This window comes from Cohnella soli (assembly GCF_042655525.1).
Lineage (GTDB): Bacteria > Bacillota > Bacilli > Paenibacillales > Paenibacillaceae > Cohnella > Cohnella soli.
This window is the reverse complement of record NZ_JBHSMI010000029.1, coordinates 293,922-312,379: the sequence shown is the minus strand read 5'-3', so window position 1 is coordinate 312,379 and position 18,458 is coordinate 293,922. Positions and strand designations below refer to the sequence as shown.

15 protein-coding genes are annotated in these 18,458 nt (G+C 46.5%); 13 read left to right on the top strand and 2 right to left on the bottom strand.

What is annotated here, in order from left to right; all coding sequences use genetic code 11:
• The first annotated feature begins 180 nt into the window (after positions 1-180).
• The 12 genes from ACFPOF_RS21755 (at position 181) to ACFPOF_RS21700 (ending at position 13,753) form a co-directional block, all read left to right on the top strand.
• Positions 181-2,412, top strand: coding sequence for a hypothetical protein (locus ACFPOF_RS21755; RefSeq protein ID WP_378136561.1), 2,232 nt, complete (start codon positions 181-183; stop codon positions 2,410-2,412).
• Positions 2,413-2,435: 23 nt separating this feature from the next.
• On the top strand, positions 2,436-3,605 hold the full coding sequence (locus ACFPOF_RS21750; RefSeq protein ID WP_378136559.1) for a hypothetical protein: 1,170 nt from the start codon (positions 2,436-2,438) through the stop codon (positions 3,603-3,605).
• Positions 3,606-3,672: 67 nt separating this feature from the next.
• Positions 3,673-5,073 carry a glycosyltransferase family 2 protein gene (locus tag ACFPOF_RS21745; protein ID WP_378137104.1) on the top strand — a complete coding sequence of 467 codons (1,401 nt, stop codon included), beginning with the start codon at positions 3,673-3,675 and terminating at the stop codon, positions 5,071-5,073.
• A gap of 33 nt (positions 5,074-5,106) precedes the next feature.
• A complete protein-coding gene (locus ACFPOF_RS21740; RefSeq protein ID WP_378136557.1) occupies positions 5,107-5,907 on the top strand; it encodes a response regulator transcription factor in 801 nt (266 codons plus the stop codon).
• A gap of 28 nt (positions 5,908-5,935) precedes the next feature.
• Entirely contained in the window at positions 5,936-7,288 is a 1,353-nt protein-coding gene (locus tag ACFPOF_RS21735; protein ID WP_378136555.1) for a nucleotide sugar dehydrogenase, read from the top strand.
• Positions 7,278-8,168 (top strand): glycoside hydrolase family protein, encoded by an 891-nt coding sequence (locus ACFPOF_RS21730; RefSeq protein ID WP_378136553.1) that lies wholly within the window; start codon positions 7,278-7,280, stop codon positions 8,166-8,168. The genes ACFPOF_RS21735 and ACFPOF_RS21730 overlap by 11 nt, the downstream gene beginning before the upstream one ends.
• 17 nt (positions 8,169-8,185) lie before the next feature.
• Positions 8,186-9,544: a phosphoglucosamine mutase gene (gene glmM, locus ACFPOF_RS21725; RefSeq protein ID WP_378136551.1), complete on the top strand. Its 1,359-nt coding sequence runs from the start codon at positions 8,186-8,188 to the stop codon at positions 9,542-9,544.
• A gap of 192 nt (positions 9,545-9,736) precedes the next feature.
• The gene (locus tag ACFPOF_RS21720) at positions 9,737-10,504 is read left to right on the top strand and encodes a hypothetical protein (RefSeq protein WP_378136549.1); all 768 of its coding nucleotides are present in this window, start codon (positions 9,737-9,739) and stop codon (positions 10,502-10,504) included.
• 166 nt (positions 10,505-10,670) lie between these two features.
• A complete protein-coding gene (locus ACFPOF_RS21715; RefSeq protein ID WP_378136547.1) occupies positions 10,671-10,928 on the top strand; it encodes a hypothetical protein in 258 nt (85 codons plus the stop codon).
• Positions 10,929-11,076: 148 nt separating this feature from the next.
• On the top strand, positions 11,077-11,886 hold the full coding sequence (locus ACFPOF_RS21710; protein ID WP_378137102.1) for a DUF6597 domain-containing transcriptional factor: 810 nt from the start codon (positions 11,077-11,079) through the stop codon (positions 11,884-11,886).
• Between the two features lie 94 nt (positions 11,887-11,980).
• Entirely contained in the window at positions 11,981-13,099 is a 1,119-nt protein-coding gene (locus ACFPOF_RS21705; protein WP_378137100.1) for an epoxide hydrolase family protein, read from the top strand.
• 12 nt (positions 13,100-13,111) lie between these two features.
• Positions 13,112-13,753, top strand: coding sequence for a DJ-1/PfpI family protein (locus ACFPOF_RS21700; protein WP_378136545.1), 642 nt, complete (start codon positions 13,112-13,114; stop codon positions 13,751-13,753).
• Between the two features lie 59 nt (positions 13,754-13,812).
• On the opposite strand, the gene ACFPOF_RS21695 is transcribed toward ACFPOF_RS21700, so the two are convergent.
• Both ACFPOF_RS21695 and ACFPOF_RS21690 read right to left on the bottom strand, forming a co-directional pair.
• Positions 13,813-15,120, bottom strand: a complete 1,308-nt coding sequence (locus ACFPOF_RS21695) for a response regulator (protein WP_378136543.1) — start codon at positions 15,118-15,120, stop codon at positions 13,813-13,815.
• Positions 15,113-16,930, bottom strand: coding sequence for a sensor histidine kinase (locus ACFPOF_RS21690; protein WP_378136541.1), 1,818 nt, complete (start codon positions 16,928-16,930; stop codon positions 15,113-15,115). Before ACFPOF_RS21690 ends, ACFPOF_RS21695 begins: the two co-directional genes overlap by 8 nt.
• A gap of 172 nt (positions 16,931-17,102) precedes the next feature.
• Between ACFPOF_RS21690 and ACFPOF_RS21685 the strand changes: the two genes are divergently transcribed.
• Positions 17,103-18,422, top strand: a complete 1,320-nt coding sequence (locus tag ACFPOF_RS21685; RefSeq protein WP_378136539.1) for an ABC transporter substrate-binding protein — start codon at positions 17,103-17,105, stop codon at positions 18,420-18,422.
• Positions 18,423-18,458: the final 36 nt, after the last annotated feature.

The following is an 18,458-nucleotide window of genomic DNA, read 5'->3' as shown; positions in this document are numbered from 1 at the left end:
CATTTTTCGAAAATGTACGATTCAAACGGTGTTCAGACCGCTTTTTGGCCTAATATGATTTCCGCCAAACATTAAAGTTCTAAAAAATTGTTAATGCCAATATCGTGCAGGATTTGTTGATGCGACTTGTCGCACTGTGCTACATTATGGTGGTCTCAACGGGGGGAGAGCATCATTGCTATGAAAAAGTTATTCAAAAGCCGACTTTTCAAATTCGGACTTGCTACTGTAATCGTGGGCGGAGCGGCCGTTTATTGGTTGATGCCGCCTATGGCTAAAGTAGAGAGCGCCGAAATCGGTAACGGATTTAAGATAAAGTTCAAAACGAACGGGACACAAATCGAGCAATTCCAAAACCAAATATGGAAACCATACTTTGCTAAAGGGGTCAATATGGGAGCTACTGTTCCAGGACATTTCCCAGGCGAACTTGAGATTTCGAAAGACGACTATATGAGATGGTTTAAGATGATTCAAGAGATGGGCGCCAACGTCATTCGCGTGTACACCATCTTAAAGCCGGAGTTTTACGAATCTTTGGTCCGCTATAATGCGAAGCATCAGGATAATCCGCTCTTTTTCATCCAAGGCATATGGAGCCCGGAAGAACAATTGATTGCAGGTCAGAATGCTTTTGATCCGCAAGTAAAACAGAAGTTCGAGAAAGAGGTTCAAGACGCTGTAGAAGCGGTATACGGAAATATCGATCTTGATGCCGAAGAGCATTCCGGTAAAGCCAGCGGGAATTACGTATTTAATGCAGGCCCGTATCTCATGGGATGGATCGTCGGCACAGAATGGGATCCAGTTATGGTGGATAAAACGAATAAGAGCAATGTGGGTACAGCTGATTATAAAGGAGACCATTTTCAGAGCAAACCCGGGGCGAATCCCTTTGAAAAATGGTTGGCCGAGATGGTCGACATCACAGCCACAACGGAAGCAAATCACGGATGGCAGCACCCGATTGCATTCTCGAATTGGGTGACCACCGACCCGCTCGAACATCCTGGCGAGCCACTGGTTGCTGAAGATATGGTCAGCGTCGATCCGACGCATATCGCAGCCGTAGATTGGGAAGCCGGTTATTTTGCCTCCTATCACGTCTACCCTTATTACCCTGACTTCTTCACCTTTGACAAGTCGTTCCAAACGATGAAGAACGTTAAAGGCGAGGTGGATAGCTACAAAACCTATCTTCACAAGTTGAAGGAATACCATAGCGATATGCCGGTTATGATTACCGAGTTTGGCGTTCCCGCCTCGCAAGGCGTTGCCCATACAGGCATGCTCGGACGCAATCAAGGTGGCCACGACGACAAGACCCAAGGGGAGATGGATGCGGATATGTTCCGGGAAATCCATCAGGAAGGCTATTCCGGCGCGATCTTGTTTACATGGCAGGACGAATGGTTCAAGAAAACCTGGAACACGATGTACTACGACATTCCCGACCGACGGGCTTATTGGTATAACACGCTAACGAACGAATCCCATTTTGGGGTGCTCGGCATGTATCCAAGTAAAGACGATGTCATTCATATTGACGGGGATGCTTCGGACTGGGACAAGCTCGATGATAAGGATAAGACGAAGCTTGATCTTCATATCGATGGTTTCAATGGAATATGGGCAACGCATGATGAAGGGTATCTATATCTCTCGATAAAATTATCTGAACCTTTGGATTTATCCAAAAATTCAATCTATTTCGGATTCGACACTTTAAAGGGCGGCAATCGCCATGCACCTCAGCTCCAAGGAAAGACGCTGGATGAAGGATTGGAAACGCTGCTCGAAATCGGAAACCAGGATAAAGGGCAGATGATGATTGCTTCCAATTATGACTTCCATACCCGCTTATATGGCAAGCTATCGAAAATACTTCCTTATGATCCCAAAGAACTGCAGGACGATAGCGGTATTTTTAATCCATGGAAATTGGTCGTTAATTACTTGCTCGAAAAACCGGATTCCCGAGTCAATCATCCCTTCGGCGATATCGGAGTCGGAGACATGTTGAGAGGATCTAGCGATCCGCAAGATCCGAACTATAATTCAAAGGCGATGTGGCAGGCCAAAGGGAATGAATTGGAAATTCGTATTCCGTGGGCGCTGCTAGGGTTCAGCGATCCAAGCTCACTTAGTGTCATTAGCTACGAAGATACGGGAACGAAACAGTTTGAATCCGAGAAAGTCGAAGGCGTTCGTATTGTTCCATGGATTGTCCGTAAAGATTCGAAGGAAGTCGTCGGACTCGAAGGGGACAACCCTTATCCGGTATCGCAACTCCCGCTTTACACTTGGAAAAGGTGGGAAGATGTCGATGTCAAATATGTGGAACGTCCAAAACAAAGCTATTCGCTGATGCAGGAAGCGATGCATGAGGCGGATCAACCGGTATCCAAGTAAAACGAATGAAGGAATGATTCGATTTGTATAACAATCTCGAAGCGGCGATCAAAATTTTGTATGTTCTTATCCTTTTGAATATTGTTTTCGCCTTCGTCGTTTATTTCATGAAAATCAGAACGTTAAGAAAAACCAGATTAAGGCGCAAGTTTGAAGTCAAAATCAAAGATTACCTTACTTATGTCCTGGTTAATATCGAAGCAGAAGGACCCTTACAAGCACCGCCGTTTTTATTGAACAAAGTGGAACAAGAAGTGATACAAGAGCGCTTGAATGATATGATCGAGAATTTTACCGGAACACCTCGCCAAAGATGCATGGAGCTCTGCGAACAGCTGGGGTTAGTGCAATACCATCTGAATCGTCTGAAGAAAGGATCTTATACTGGGAAAATCGATGCGGCTTATCATTTGGGCTGTATGAGAGTTCAGGAAGCCGTTCCGGATCTGCTCAAGCTACTCCGAACGCATAAACTGAATTCTTCCCTCTTTGTCATCGCTCGCTCCATTGCGAAGTGCGCTCGCGATGAACGGGATGTGAAGGAAATGGTACAGATTCTACTGAGTCATAACAAAGGATTTTACGATTTGCTTGTTGACATGATTAAAGAAGCGGATATCGACCATGGGGCACTGTTTGCGGAATTTATTCAGCGGGAAAGCAACGATTTCATTCATATCGGGCTGTGCGGATTGAAAGACTATACCGAGCCGACAGTGGCTTCAGCTGTCTATCGTCTCATCGATTCCTCGGATACAACCATTCAACATAAAGCCGTGGAAATCTATCTGAAATCCGTTCACTTTTTACCTAGAAACGTCGTTCAAAAACTGCAACAGCATCCGTTGGATGAAGTGCGTGTCCAAATCGTTCAAGCGATCTCTGATCTGAAACTGGTGACGTATATCCATGTCATGAAAGACGCATTATTGGATGAAAGTAAGCGGGTATCCGTTGCCAGTGCGAAAGGATTATTGGTTCTTGGGGAAGCAGGAATCGCCCAGTTGTGCGGAGTCGCCGCGGAAGTAAGAGGATCGGAGCAAGGGATGTATCTTCAAATGCTGATTGAGGAAGAAATCAAGTCTCTCTCCAAACAGCTCCATGATCATGACCAACTGACACGGTATAATTCGCTATCCTACCATTACGAAAAAACGTTCGGAAAGAACAAACGAATCTATCGTGTCGTGTAGCTTATCGGTTTAGGAGGAAACAAGCATGAGAATGCTAGATTTTTATATTCAACAAGCATTGCACCACATACGCGACTTTTTGTTGGGATATGGTTACTTTGCTATGTATTATGCACTCGCGATTACTTTCGTTTATTTCCTGATCTTCGGCTTATCGATTCGTCATACGTTCCCTCTCCAAAGAGGGATCAAATACAATCGCGTACAGAAGTTATCCGGCTCCGAACATGTTCCGCCGGTGTCATTGTTAGTCCCTGCCTATAACGAAGAATTAACGATTAAAGAAAATGTACGATCGTTATTGGCTTTGAATTATCCCGAATATGAGGTCATCGTCGTGAATGACGGTTCCAAAGACGATACTGCTCAGATCATGATCGAGGAGTTTCAACTCAAAGAAATCAAGCCGTTTGTCGCCAAACACGTGAAAACAGAAAAGGTCAGAGGTTATTATCATAATCCCGAATATCCGAATTTGTATTTCATCGATAAAGAAAATGGAGGGAAAGCGGACTCCTTGAACGCGGGGATTAACCTTTCTCACTATCCTCTGATTTCGACCATTGATGCGGATTCGCTTCTGGAGAAAGATGCTTTGACGAGAATCGCCAGAGTATATATGGAAAACCCTGAAGATACGGTTGCGGTCGGCGGAAATGTTCGAATCGTCAACAGTTGTACAGTAGAAGACGGAATAGTCAAAAACATCAAATTCCCGAAAAAAATGTGGCCTGCTCTCCAGAATGTAGAGTATATCAAAGCTTTCTTAGGCGGTCGGATCGGCTGGAGTGCCATTAACGGGTTGATCATTGTATCCGGTGCTTTCGGCGTCTTTCAAAAAGATAAAGTGATTGCCGTAGGCGGTTACCGCGGCGGATACCCCGGGGAAGACATGAACATCGTCATCAAGCTTCATCGTTATTGCCTGGAGAACAAAATACCTTATAGAGTCGCTTTTTGCCCGGATGCCGTGTGCTGGACGCAAGCTCCGGATACTTATCGGATTTTAAGCAGTCAGCGGATGCGTTGGGGACGCGGTAACTTGAAGAACATGATCGAAGAAGGCATCCATATGATCTTCCGCCCTCGATACAAGGTGTTCGGATTTTTAACGCTTCCCTATAACATTATTTTTGAGACTTTAAACCCTTACTTCCGCTTGAGCGGTTTGATCGCCATGATCGGTTATTGGCTGCTGAATATGGCAGATTGGAAAACAGTCGTTGTGTTTATGCTAGTGAACTTTTTCTCTTGCTTCATTCTTAGTCTTGGCGCTTTATTTATCGAGGAAAAAGCGTTTAGCCGCTATCCGAAACTGAGTGATCTCAATAAAATGATGCTTTACTCGCTCCTTATGTTTCTCGGCTATCGTCAAGTAGGCGTTCTGTGGAGATTTTTGGGGCACATCGACTTCTTCCGCAACAATAATTCGTGGGGAACGATGGTTAGAACCAATTTCAATAAATAAATCTCAAGTATATAGATTAAAGGAGTGGAGAATATGGCCATTGTGATCCGCAATAGCATACAGGAATTCACGTTACAGCTTTTACAATACATTCACTCGGCGACTAAGAAAAACGCTTCGTGCGGCGTCATCTTGGCTCCTTGCGCGAATATAACCCCCAATTCGCTCGAGCAGGCGAAACGACTGATGAGTCAAAACGATGCGTCTCTTGAGGTGCAATTTTTCTATGACGATTCGAATCAAATATTGTGTGCCGTGCTGGGTAATGGGACATTGGGCAGCACACATTATGCTTCTCTGGTGCTGAAAGATTTACTCCAAAAACAGAATCTGCTGCAGGGGCAATTGATTGTATCAAGCTTTCCGGGGAGTGGAAAACCGACCGAGTCGGCGATCGCGGATTTCATTCAACAGACCATCCAGAGCAAAGGGAGCGATGATGACATTCGCTTTTTTACGGCGGCCAATGCCGCGACATCCGTTCTGATTGCCGACACCGACGATATCGTTCGCGAATTCATCAAGATCCGACTGGAGTTAAAAGGATATCGCGTATATGAGGCCAGAGATGGACAAGAGGCTTACGATGAATACTTTCGACGATTACCGGAACTCGTCATTACCGAATTGAATTTGCCTATCCTCGATGGATACCAACTCATCCGCAGCATTCAACGGGATGCGAATGAAAGCAAGGTGATCGTTCTGACGGACAAGCAGCCCGTAGGAAGCATGAGTCGCGCTTATGAATCTGGGGCTGCCGACTACGTAACAAAGCCGCTTTCGATCTCTGAATTGGAATGGAAAGTGAAAAGACTAACTACAACCCATTAAAATGGCGAATTCGAGGAGCGGATACCACATGATCTATAACACTTTAAAAGAAAGCTTGCAAAATAAAACGGCGAAAGTAGGCGTCGTTGGCCTGGGGTACGTAGGATTGCCGTTAGCGATGGAAATGGTGAAAGGCGGTTTTACCGTATACGGCATCGATTTGGATAGCCGTAAAGTAGAGTCTCTTCTTCATGGAGAGTCCTATATTCAAGATGTTCCAGGTTCTGTAGTGGGCGATGCCGTGAGCAGCGGGAGATTCGTGCCAACGGACCGCTATGAAACGATTCGGGAATTGGATACGATCAGCATTTGCGTACCGACGCCGCTCAGCGAGAATCAAGATCCCGACACTTCCTTTATCGTGAGCGTTGTGAACGAGATTAAGAAATATATCAAAAAAGGAACTTTGATTGTCCTTGAAAGCACGACGTATCCCGGAACGACGGAAGAGTTAATCGAATATGAGCTTGAGGCTCTAGGCTTAACGGTAGGTCGGGATTTCTTCCTCTGTTTCTCGCCGGAACGCGTGGACCCGGGTAATCCCAACTACAATACGTACAATACGCCCAAGGTCATTGGCGGAACGACCGAGAAATGCAAAGAGTTAGGCGTAAATTTGTATAACAACGTGGTCGAAACCGTCGTTCCAGTTTCTTCGCCTAAAGTAGCTGAGATGTCCAAACTGCTTGAAAATACGTTCCGTAGCGTCAATATCGCTTTCGTCAACGAATTGGCCATGATGTGCGATCGAATGGCCATTGACGTGTGGGAAGTGATTCGAGCGGCTTCTACGAAACCGTTCGGATTCATGTCTTTCTATCCGGGGCCGGGAATCGGCGGTCACTGCATACCGCTGGATCCGATGTATTTGTCTTGGAAAGCCAAAGAATTCCGTTTCTATAGCAAGTTTATCGAATTGGCCCAATCGATTAACGACAATATGCCGGAATATGTGCTGAACAAAACAGCTCAAGTGTTAAATGTGTATGCGAAATCGATCCGCAACTCGAAAGTCCTCCTATTAGGCATGTCCTATAAGCCGGATATCGACGATCTACGCGAATCTCCTGGCCTGGAAATCTATGAATTGTTCCGCAAAAGCGGGGCGAAAGTCGAGTATTACGATCCGTACGCGACATCGTTCAAAGACGAGCACGGCCGCATCGTTCAGACAGTAAAATACGATCCGGAAGTTTTTGCCCAATATGATTGCATGGTGCTCATCACCAATCACCGAAGCTTCAGCTATCATGAGCTAGCCGACATGGGAGTTCCGATCATTGATACGCGCAACGCCTTTGCGGAGATCAAGTCGGATAACATCCATAAGCTAGGAACCGGAATCCATTCTAAAGATGTGGAAGTTCCTGTTGGCGCTTAAAAGGATTATGATCACCATGCTCATCTGCCTGGTGATCGCAACGGTTTTAATGCTGAAATGGGGATTGGAAAAGCCGCCGATTAAAGGCACCTGGGTATGGGACACAACGACTTTGATGCAAGACAAAAGTAAAATGCTCGCTTTTGCCGAAGAGCAAGGCGTGAACGTGATCTTCCTGCACATCGATCGTAAGTCAGAAGACTATGAACCGTATCGAGTTTTCGTCGAGGAAGCCCATCGTTTAGGGATTGAAGTCGAGGCGTTGGGCGGGGATCCGGCCTGGGGATTAACCGATCATGTAGAGGATATTGAAGCTTTTATCGGATGGATGAAAGGTTATCAAAGCGCTGCGGGTGAGCAAGCTGCTTTTGACGGCATCCACGTGGACATTGAACCTTATCTGCTAAAGGAATGGGATCAGGATCGCGGCGATATCGTACGCCAATGGATGGGGAATGTGGACGATTTGGTCAAAATGGCGAAGCGGGATCTAATCTTGCGAGTATCAGCCGATCTCCCTTTCTGGATTCATACGATTCCTGCCGGCGATAGCGGAAGCGGTAACGTGGGCGCTTGGATGCTCGAGCGGCTTGACCGCGTTGTGCTTATGGATTATCGGAATTTCGCCATCGGGGGAAACGGGATCATAGCTAATGCGCTCCCGATGATTAAAGAAGGAACTCAAGCAGGGAAACCTGTGCTCATAGGTCTGGAAATGGTCCCTTCGGATGAAGGGGAGCACATTTCCTTTTATAAGAAGGGCGAATCCAGCCTGCATCGGCAAATGCAGCTCAGCCATATCGTCATGCGGTGGTATGCCGGCTATGAAGGCTTTGCGATCCATGACTACAAAAACTGGGAAAAAGCCTCGAGATCGTAAGGGAAGGGACGATACGTATGGGTAAATATTTTGGTACGGATGGAGTACGAGGCGTTGCCAATAGAGAATTAACGCCTGAATTGGTGTTTCGACTAGGCCGATCAGGCGGATATGCGCTAACTCGGAGCAAGCCGGGGAAACGCCCTAAAATCGTAATCGGACGGGATACCCGCATTTCGGGTGAAATGCTGGAAGCGTCTCTTGTTGCAGGGTTATTGTCTATCGGTGCAGATGTTGTACGATTAGGCATCATCTCTACGCCGGGTGTAGCGTACTTGACGAGAGCAAGGGGAGCGGATGCAGGGGTTATGATTTCCGCTTCTCATAATCCTGTAGAGGATAACGGGATTAAATTTTTCGGAGGCGACGGATTTAAGCTGTCGGATGAAATGGAAGCGGAGATTGAAGCGCTTCTTGAATCGGATGAGGATCTCATCCCTCGCCCGATTGGCAGTGGTGTTGGCAGCGTACAAGATGATCTCGAAGGCGGACAAGAATATATTTCTTATCTCAAGTCCACGGTTAACAATCGGTTCGAAGGGCTTAAAGTCGTAGTGGATTGCGCCAATGGGGCGGCTTCCATGCTTGCGCCTCAGCTTTTCCGAGATTTGGGTGCCGAGACGATTGTCCTAGCTCATCGACCGGACGGGTTGAATATTAACGAGGACTGCGGCTCAACTCATCCGGAAGCGGTTCAACGGGCAGTTGTGGAACATCGGGCCAATCTAGGCCTTTCCTTCGACGGGGATGCGGATCGGCTTATTGCCGTCGATGAAAAGGGAACGATCGTGGACGGGGATCATATCCTCTTCATTCTGGCCGGATTCATGAAGGATCGCCATCGACTGAATAACAATACGGTGGTCTCTACTGTGATGAGCAACCTGGGCTTCTATAAGGCGCTTGAGGAAAATGGAGTCGAAGCCAAACAAACCAAAGTCGGAGATCGCTATGTGTTGGAGGAAATGGTACAAGGCGGATATAACCTTGGCGGTGAGCAGTCAGGTCATATCGTCATGCTGGATTATAATACGACCGGGGACGGAATGCTCTGTGCTATCCAGTTGATGGATGTGCTGAAGTCCGCTTCCGGATCGCTGAGCGAACATGCCGAGCGCATGACCAAGTACCCACAACTTCTGGTGAACGTTCAAGTAGAGGACAAGTCGAAATTGACAGGGAATCCAAAAATTGAAGAAGCTATCAAGTCAGTAGAGACTAAAATGGACGGAAGCGGTAGAGTGCTGGTTCGTCAATCGGGGACGGAACCGATTGTGCGGGTCATGGCAGAAGGCCCGAATGAGCAAGAGCTTGCAGGGTTTGTCGATCATATCGTCGAGGTCATTAAGGAAGAATTGGTCTTCAATTTGGTTTGATCGGACTATTGAGATGATCGAAGGGGCGCGATAAGATGAGGTGATTATTGGAAGGTCGATTGGAGTGAACGGAATAAAATGAAGCTTGTACATCTTTCGGCAGTTTGCCTGCTCATGTTTGTGGCTACGATTTTGACGGGATTCTCTTCCCAGGATCCTCCGCGAAGAGGGACCTGGCTTTGGGACTCCTCATTGATCGTCACCGAGCCTGATCAAATCTTATCGTTTGCCAAGAATCATGGCGTAAACCTGCTGTACCTGAAGATCGATCCAACCAAGAAAGCCGCTTATTATCAACCGTTTATCAAAAGGGCGCGCGCTGCAGGAATCGAAATCGAAGCTTTAGGCGGAAAAGCAAATTGGGGCTTGAAAGAAAATCGGACTCGGATTTTCGAATTGGCCAATTGGGTGATCAAGTATAATAAAGCAGTCACAAGTAAGGAAACCATAAGCGGCATTCATCTTGATATTGAGCCGTACACCCTTACTGCATGGAAGAGCAAGCAGCAGGCGGACGTGATCAAACAGTGGATGGGAAATGTTGAGGCTTATATGGAATACGTCAAGCGAGACTCAACGCTCCAAGTGTCTTGCGACATTCCTTTCTGGCTTGACAAGACACCTATCCCTAATGACCCTAAAACTTCGATCAGCAAATGGCTCATCTCCAAGCACGACTCCGTAACCGTCATGGCGTACCGGGATCATGCAGATGGATCGAATAGCATTTCAACCCTTGTTCCTAAAGTTATGACCGCAGCAGATGCTTTAGGTAAAAAGGTGTTGATTGGCGTAGAAACGAAAAAGAGCAACGAAGGGGACTTCGTATCCTTCTACGAAGAAGGAAATGCCTATATGGAGAAAGAGCTAGCGAAACTGCCCAAGCTATTGTCGTCCTACTCTTCATATGATGGCGTCGTCGTTCACTCTTATGAATACTGGAAGAAACTAAAAAGCTAAAATAAAAATGCTTCTTGCTAAGTTCTTAGAACTCGCAAGAAGCATTTTTCATTAGAGTTACGCCCAGCAGGGGCATCAAGATAGTTACCCGATCGCAGTATACTCACGGCATTCAAACAATGATAAAATATAAGAAAACGGTGATTATATCGAGAGGGTGAGCAACATGCTGTGGTCCGAAGTGAGGGATCTTTTCCCTGACCAATTCGTACTGGTAGAAGAATTGAAGTCCCATTTTGAGGATAACAAACTTCATGTGGAAGAAGTTGCGGTTATCAAACCGATTCCGGACGCAGAGGCAGCATGGAAAGAGCTTTTCGATGCAAAGAATGAATGTTTTGTTTATCATACGTCAAACCAGAACATTGTCGTAGAAGTTCGAAGCAAGCCAATGATACGGAGAATGCCTAAAAATGAATCTTAATTACAAGGACGGATTGTTGTTCTCGAGTGTGATTATTTCTCATAACAGGAATCGGGGGCAGAGAGGCCTCAATACGAAGGAAAGTAGATTATATTGAATTTCATGAATTCTCTATGAAAAATAGTGGAAAGACGGGCCGGTGAATCTCATGCGATTCCAAACCTATGTTCCGAAGCCTCCTTTGTCTTCGTTTGTCGCATACTTTTGGCAATTTGACGGCATGAATCCTCCAAGCGCGAGAAGGCTTACTCTTCCTGACGGATCTGTCGATCTCGTCATTGAGCTTGGCCAGAATAGAACGCATATTAGCGATCGGTCCCGAGAGAAGAAGCGACTCGAAGCTTCCGTGATCAGCGGACCGCAGAGCGAATATTTCATCACGGATTCGGGCAACGAGCGATCGATGATCGGAGTGCACTTTAAGCGTGGCAAAGTTGCGTCGTTTCTTGGGCTGCCTTCAATAGAATTGCAAAACACGCATGCCTCGTTAACTGACCTATGGGGAAGCTTAGCCACGGATCTGCGAGATGAACTGTTGTATACCGTGTCTTCGGCAGAGCGGTTTCGCATACTTGAGAAATATCTCTTGATGAAGTGCTCGTCCTCACAGCCAGCGAATGCCGCCGTGCAGTTTGCGCTTGCTTCATTAGAGCAACCGGATCAGTTTCATTCGATAGCAGACATCGTTGACCAGGTCAACATGAGCGCCAAGACATTTATCCATTTATTTAAAATGGAAGTGGGGATGACGCCCAAAAAATATGGCCGAATTGTACGTTTTCAATCGGCTGTTCGTTGGATCCGGCAGCCCGACCCGATAGACTGGGCTGATCTGGCCGTAAAGTGCAATTATTACGATCAGCCGCACTTCATCAAAGAGTTTCAAGCCTTCTCCGGTCTTTCTCCGATGGAATATCGAAATAAAAAAAGCCTTCATCCGAACCATATCCCTCTTTAATCAACGTTGTAAGGTAAAAAATTTACAATACCCGCTTAATCCCCTCCCCTACAATGAAATCATAATGGGCAATCAATTGTAGGAAGGGGAGAGCATCATACAATTATTTCAAATTCATTTTCCTCAGGAAGAACTTGATCACTTGAAAGTGCGGCTAAACCAAACCCGTTGGCCCGACGATCCTGAAGACGCAGGATGGTCGATGGGAACGGATCTGCATTATTTACGAGAGCTGACGGACTATTGGAAAACGCAGTATGACTGGCGTACTCATGAAACCCAATTAAACGAATTGCCGCATTTCAAGACGCTGGTCGATGATACGTGGATACATTTCGTACATGTCAAAAGCCCAAAACGAAATGCAATACCGCTGCTGCTCGTTCACGGTTGGCCGGACGGTTTTTATCGCTATCACAAGGTCATTCCGCTGCTATCCGGAGACTTCGATCTGATTGTACCGTCGATTCCCGGATTCGGATTCTCGGATCGCAGAACGACAACGCCGATCAAGGTGGCAGAATTGTTCGACAAGTTGATGACGCAAATACTAGGCTACACGCATTTTGCGGCTTGCGGAGGCGATATCGGTACCGGAATTGTTTCTGAGATCTCCAATCGGTACCCGGATGTCGTGCGAGCCATTTTTCTAACGGATGCGGGTTATCCAACAGGTAAAGAGGACCCTGCGTCGTTGAGTGAAGCTGAGCGGCAATTTATCCGAAGTACGCAATCATGGGTCGGTTCAGAGGGGGCTTATTTGAGGCTGCAAGCTACCAAACCGCAAACGCTAGCCTATTCGCTGAACGATTCTCCTGTTGGCTTTGCGGCATGGATCATCAGCATGATTCATTCTGGCGCAGGCGATGTTGGCGTCGAAAAAGCTTTCGGCGGAAAGGACGAGTTGTTGACCAATTTGATGATTTACTGGTTGACCGGGACGGCCGGATCGGCCGCGCGAATGTACTGGTTGACCGCGACGATGAATCAAGAGAAGGAAGCGGCTTCCGCGCTCGCAAAGAAAGGCACAGTCCCGGCGGGAATTGCTCTATTTCCTCGAGAAATTCAATTTCCGCGGGAATGGGCGGAGAGAAATTTTCATGTGCAAAGCTTCAAGCGTATGCTCTATGGCGGTCATTTTGGAGTATTAGAAGCCCCTGAACTTTATGCAAACGAACTGAAGTCGTTCATTGAACAATATTACAATGCCTAAGGAGAAGAGTTTATGAAAAACGCATATGTTTATGTATTGGATACGATGGCGGATTGGGAGCTTGGTTATGTGACAGCGGAGCTGAATTCCGGGCAATATTTCAAAAATCGCGGGAGCAGCATCCCTGTCAAAACAGTTGGGTCTTCCAAAAGCCCAATTGTAACTAAGGGAGGTTTGACGATTGTACCCGATGTGACGATCGAGGACGTTGTGGACGATGAAGTTGCGATTCTGCTTCTGCCCGGCGCGGATACATGGAAAAATCCCGAGCATGCGCCTATTATTGCAAGGGCTAAACAATTGCTCGACAGCGGAGGCAACGTTGCCGCCATATGCGGCGCGACGCTCGCGCTTGCCGATGCCGGCTTGTTGAACGACCGTCAGCATACGAGCAATAGCTTGGATTATTTGACCCTCTTCTCCCCAACGTATGAAGGAAAAGCTTTGTACAGGGACGAGAAAATCGTAAAGGATCGCAATTTGATCACTACGAGTGCAGCAGGGGGACTCGAACTGGCTCGCGAGGTCATTCTTCATCTTGATCTCTTTGCGCAGAATACGTTAGAGGCGTGGTATAACTATTTTCAAACTGGCGAGCCCCGTTATTTTTATGCGATGCTGGAAACCTTGCACGATAGCACAACTGTAAGCTGATCCGAGTCTTAGATCGCCCACACGCCCGAGTGGAGTAAAATCCGCTCGGACGTGTTTTTTCAGTCCTGTATAAATTTCTCTCTATATTCGGTCGGGGACAGTCCGATGATTTTCTTGAACACTTTGCTGAAGTAATTGGTGTTCTCATAACCGACGATTTCAGCGATTTCATACGTTTTGAGATGAGGATTGAGCATGAGCTTGCTTGCCTTTTCAATTCTGATTCGAGTAAGAAAATCGATAAAATTTTCGCCGCACTCCTGCTTGAATAACCGGCTGAGGTACGAAGAATTAAGAGCAAAACGCTCTGCAACCGTTTCAAGAGTTATCGGTTCCTTAAAATTCGATTTCATATATTCAACGATTTTCCCAATGATATCGTCTTTCGGTTCCTTATCCTTTTTTCTGACTTCCTCGTACAATATGACTCCTCGAGCATCGCGAACCCTCAACTGCTTTAATGCATGAGTGGCTTCAACATAGGAGTTGGTCATGTTCTCTATCCGTTCATAGGCGGCCCCGATTCCTGCACTAGCGTCGGCCCCAAGATAACTCCTGAGATTATCGAGGATGGTATGCAACAGTTCTCGCGGCGAGGACTTTTCTTCCCCTTCGTGCATTGAAGCAGGCGAGAAGCAGCTCAGCAACACGATATGTTCGTTCTTATTCTTGATGTTACGGGCAGACAATAATTCGGTAGAGCCCTCGCCGGACTTGCTAATAATGTTGTTCATGGAGTAGTTAAGCAACACATCATCGTTGTTGAATTTGGTGTTTAGCAGTTGCTCGTAGTTATGCGTATGGATAACGGCGATGAGAAAGCTGCTGCTCCTGTCAAACTGAATATCCAGATCGGTCAGGAGAGTAAGGAATTGCTTGCCCGTAATTCCTGTATCCGATATGATCCGATTCAAGTATTGTTCTAGAAGCGCGGGAAGGTTCTGATTTAATGTCATTTGAAGATTTATTTTTTCCTCTCGTTCCAGACGAGTGTTCCAAATTTCGTTAATCGCCAAAGACAGGGATTCGTTAAGAGCCTGCTCCTCAATGGGTTTCAAAATGTAGTTGGTCGCTTTACGCACCATTGCCTTCTGTACGTACTCGAATTCGGAATAGCCGCTAATGACAATGACTTTGATGTGCGGTAAATCCCTTTGCAGGGCGTCCATGAATTCGATGCCGTCCATAAGCGGCATCTTGATATCCGTAATAATGATATCCGGACGCAAATCCATAGCAAGGCGATAAGCGTTTTCCCCATCTGCAGCTTCGCAACAGAACTCCGCATGTAGTGCGCTCCAATGAATTTGCTCCTTGAGAGATCTGCGAACCCATACTTCATCATCGACTAGCATGATTTTATACATGATGTTTTTCCCCTTGATGTTTAATGGCTGGAACCGTGATGATAACCTCCGTGCCTTCCCCGTATTGACTACTGATCCGAATGGCGCACTTTGCGCCGTAATGCAATTTCAATCTCGAATACACATTGCTAAGGCCGATATTCTCTTTCCCGTTGTTAGGCAGATGATCGACACTGCTCTCCAGGGAAGTCATCAGATTTCTCAGAGTTTCCTCACTCATTCCGATTCCGTTGTCCCTAATGCTGATGATTAACTGATCGTTGACCGCCTCCGCTTTGAGCTCGACTATGCCATGAACGCGTCTCTTATCTATGCCATGCTGGAACGCATTTTCTACGATAGGCTGGAGGGTGAGCTTCATAATTTCAAGTTCTTCAACTCCATGTCCTACATCGACGTTAATCGATACTTCGTCCTCCAACCGGATCTTCTGAATGGCCAAATAACTTGTGACATGCTCCAGCTCTTGCTTGAAGGGCACGAGGTCGCCCGACGATTGAATACTGTACCTGAGCATATAGCCGAGAGACAAGGAGGCGCGATTAATTTCAGGGATCTTTTTTACGACGGCTATGCTGCTAATCAGTTGCAACGTGTTGTACAGAAAATGGGGATTGATCTGAGCCTGTAACGCCTTAAGTTCAGCATCCTTGCGCAAGATCGTAGCTTTGTATTCGCTTTCAATCAAGTCCTTCACCTTGACGACCATCTGATTAAAGCTTGTATTCAATTGTCCGATTTCATCTTTGGCAAGTCCTCGCATCTGTACGCTAAAGTCGCCGGCTTCTACCTTCTTCATGGAATGATTGAGTCTGTAGATAGGTCTATAAATCGTCAAGTACAGGAGGAGCAGCATGAACGAGAATACAAACACCGAAATCGCCGTGATGATCGCATAGAACACGAACAGTTTTAGCGTATGCTGATTAAACGATTGTTCCGGAGTGACGCTAATGATTTTCCAACCGGAGATGTCGGAAGTTTGCGATGTCAAATGAAAGGTTTTTCCGTTAATGACAGTGGTAGACGGCTGAGTATCGGAATGGTTTAATTTCGCCAGGGCGTTCTCATCGTTAGCAAATTCGATCTCTTTATCGTGATAAACGAGGTTCCCGTTATTGTCCATAACAAGAAATTTGCTGTTGTACGTATCGGCGGATCTGCTGATCAGTTGGCTGATGGAATTAAGCTTAATATCAACGAGAAGTACGCCCAAGTGCTCGCCTTCCATGTTGCGAATTTCCCTGGAGAAGGAGAAGACGTTGCCTTTGCCGCTAGATAATGGCCACGGATCATGGAGACCGAAGAAGGTTGTCTTTCCTTTGTTATTGAGCGTGCGGGAATACCATTCTTCGCCCTCCGGATCGTAGTGAAGCTTCACGGATCCTGCATAAGATTTGTAAAACATGTTTTTATTTTGCGTAAAAACGTAGATGCTCGCGATTTCATTGGATTGCGTGAGTACGTACATAAAAAATTTATCGAATTCACGGTGATCATTAACGAATTCCAGGGAATCGGTTTCATATTTTTCCTTGCTCAGCGTATTGAGCAGCGCGGACGTATACATCGTAGAGGTCATGCTGTCCATCTTCTTTAACCAGTCCTCCAAATTGTTATTGACCTGGACGGACAGGCTCGACAGCGAAGTTTGAATCTCTCTTTGAATCAGGTTTACGGTATTCGTATACGAAACGTAATAGATAATGATGACAGGGATAAAAATCGTAATGAGATAAAATAGGATAAATTTCTTGATGATCCCTATGTTTCTTGAATAATTCAAGAGGCTGTTTAGTAGTTTCTTCACCTGACAACGTCACCCCGCTAACTTCCGAGTAAAAATATTACCCATACATCCGTAAAGTTTGAACATTAATTTATTAAATAATTGAATCTATAATAAGGGCAGTTGGCAAGTTAAATCAATGGCGCCGTTGATCATAGCCAACCTAATCGAATGGAACGGAAGGGGTCTATCGATGAAAAACAAAATGAAAGCGGGCTTAATCAGCCTACTCTGCATATCCGTGCTAGCCGCTTGTGGCAAATCAAACAACGATACGAATGCCACGCCATCCGCAAGCAACTCTGCTACTTCAACGGCCAGCGCAAAACCGGCCAAATCGGTGACGCTTTCCCACATGACGTGGCGCGTTCCGGATGTCGGTGAAGGTTATGACCTGTTTAAGAAAAAATACGAATCGGAACATCCGAACGTCAAGATCGACATTAATAATGTGGCTTCCGACCAGTATTTCAATATGCTGCAAACGAAGCTGCTGAGCGGGGATCCGCCGGATATTTTCACGACGGCCATGGGTGCAACCGAGTTGATCGCGCAAGTCAAAAACGACTTTGTCGTAGATTTGACGGACGAGCCATTCGTGAAAAACATCCTGCCGGGGGCGCTAGATGGAGCGAAAATCAACGGCAGGGTTTACGGAATTCCGTACGATCTCGTGTCTCTTGTCGTGTTATACAACAAGAAGATTTTCGCCGACAACGGATTGTCCGTGCCGACCAATTACGACGAATTCCTGCAAGTATGCGAAGCGCTTAAAGCAAAGAACATCACGCCGATTTCTTACGGGATCAAGGATTCTTATTTAACGCTGTTTTTGCCTTTCCAAATCGCGCCGACTTCGGTATATGCCAAAGATCAACAGTTCGATAACGGACTGCTGACGGGACAAACCAAGTTCAACTCCGAAGGCTGGAAGAGAGCTTTGAGCATTCCGTTCGAGCTGAAAGAAAAAGGTTATTTCACGGACAATGCTCTAGGCGTAGGCGATCAGCAAAGCGTCGAGATGTTCGCACGCGGAGAAGCGGCGATGACGATTAACGGAACGTTCGGAGTCAGCGTCGCCAGAGCGGCCAATCCGAACTTGGATTTGGGCATGTTCCCGTTCCCTGGCAACAAGCCCGGCGAGGAAAATTGGATGGCGCTGAACGTCGGGCAGATCATGGCCTTGTCCAGCTCGAGCAAAAATCTGGAGGAAGGCAAGAAGTACTTGGCGGCGTGGACGGATAAAGCCTACGCGCAGACTTGGACGGATCAAGCGAAGTCCATCTCCACGATCGATGGCGTGAAGAACGACTTTGATCCCGTACAGAACGACATGACCTCCTACCTCGCGAAAATGAAAACATGGCAATTCGCGAATGCGGGCTGGCCGCCGGGCGTCTCGGATGCGTTCATGAAGACGTTCCAGGATGTATACGCAGGCAAAGGCACGGTCGAAGATATTCTGATTGCGATGGACAAAGCGGTTGAACAAGCGAAAGCGTTAAAAAAATAAAGGGTCTTACAGGTGCGGCTTCGATTCTTTCTTGAG

Excerpts from the sequence above, each read along its gene's own strand:
- ACFPOF_RS21685 (WP_378136539.1), top strand. The coding sequence starts at position 17,103 with ATGAAAAACAAAATGAAAGCGGGCTTAATCAGCCTACTCTGCATATCC.
- ACFPOF_RS21755 (WP_378136561.1), top strand. The coding sequence starts at position 181 with ATGAAAAAGTTATTCAAAAGCCGACTTTTCAAATTCGGACTTGCTACT.
- ACFPOF_RS21695 (WP_378136543.1), bottom strand. The coding sequence starts at position 15,120 with ATGTATAAAATCATGCTAGTCGATGATGAAGTATGGGTTCGCAGATCT.
- glmM (WP_378136551.1), top strand. The coding sequence starts at position 8,186 with ATGGGTAAATATTTTGGTACGGATGGAGTACGAGGCGTTGCCAATAGA.
- ACFPOF_RS21735 (WP_378136555.1), top strand. The coding sequence starts at position 5,936 with ATGATCTATAACACTTTAAAAGAAAGCTTGCAAAATAAAACGGCGAAA.
- ACFPOF_RS21710 (WP_378137102.1), top strand. The coding sequence starts at position 11,077 with ATGCGATTCCAAACCTATGTTCCGAAGCCTCCTTTGTCTTCGTTTGTC.
- ACFPOF_RS21700 (WP_378136545.1), top strand. The coding sequence starts at position 13,112 with ATGAAAAACGCATATGTTTATGTATTGGATACGATGGCGGATTGGGAG.
- ACFPOF_RS21740 (WP_378136557.1), top strand. The coding sequence starts at position 5,107 with ATGGCCATTGTGATCCGCAATAGCATACAGGAATTCACGTTACAGCTT.
- ACFPOF_RS21715 (WP_378136547.1), top strand. The coding sequence starts at position 10,671 with ATGCTGTGGTCCGAAGTGAGGGATCTTTTCCCTGACCAATTCGTACTG.